We start from the raw sequence: 551 nt of genomic DNA on the forward strand, positions 1-551 counted from the left end.
ACCGGGGACAGCGTGGTGAACCAGCCCACCGTGCGCGACAAGTCCACACCGGCGGCCAACTCTTCGTCGCGGCCATGGCCCTCCACATCGATCGCGATCGGGGCAGCCCCGGCGGTCACGAACTGCGCCACCGCCATCCCGAACGCGATCACCAAAATGTCGTGGATCCCGGCGTGAAACGCCGCGGGCACCTCGCCGAGCAGCATCCGGGTGGTCTCGACATCCAGCGCCATTGACAGATGCCCCGCACTGACAGCGGTGTCCACTGCAGGTTGCGGTGTGGGCAAGGCGGGCGGGGTCGCCGCGACCTGCCGCCAGGTTTCGGCCTGGTCCACTACCTCGGGGTGGCGCGCGTGTTCGGCCAGCACCGCAGACCAGCGGGCGAATGACGTTCCCGGCGCGGGCAGCGCGATGGGCTGCCCGTGCTGATGCTGGGCCCAGCCGATATTGAGGTCTTCCAACAAGATTCGCCACGACACCCCATCCACGGCCAGGTGATGGATGATCAACACCAACCGGGCGCTGCCACTCACCCACAGCGCGCTGAGCAT

Annotated in this window: 1 protein-coding gene; it reads right to left on the reverse strand. The window is 67.9% G+C overall.

From position 1 onward, the window contains the following. Positions 1-551: condensation domain-containing protein (locus OQ789_RS25735; protein ID WP_324689238.1), on the reverse strand; the 551-nt coding region annotated here is incomplete at both ends.

This window comes from Mycobacterium sp. 94-17 (assembly GCF_035617725.1).
Taxonomy (GTDB): Bacteria; Actinomycetota; Actinomycetes; order Mycobacteriales; family Mycobacteriaceae; genus Mycobacterium.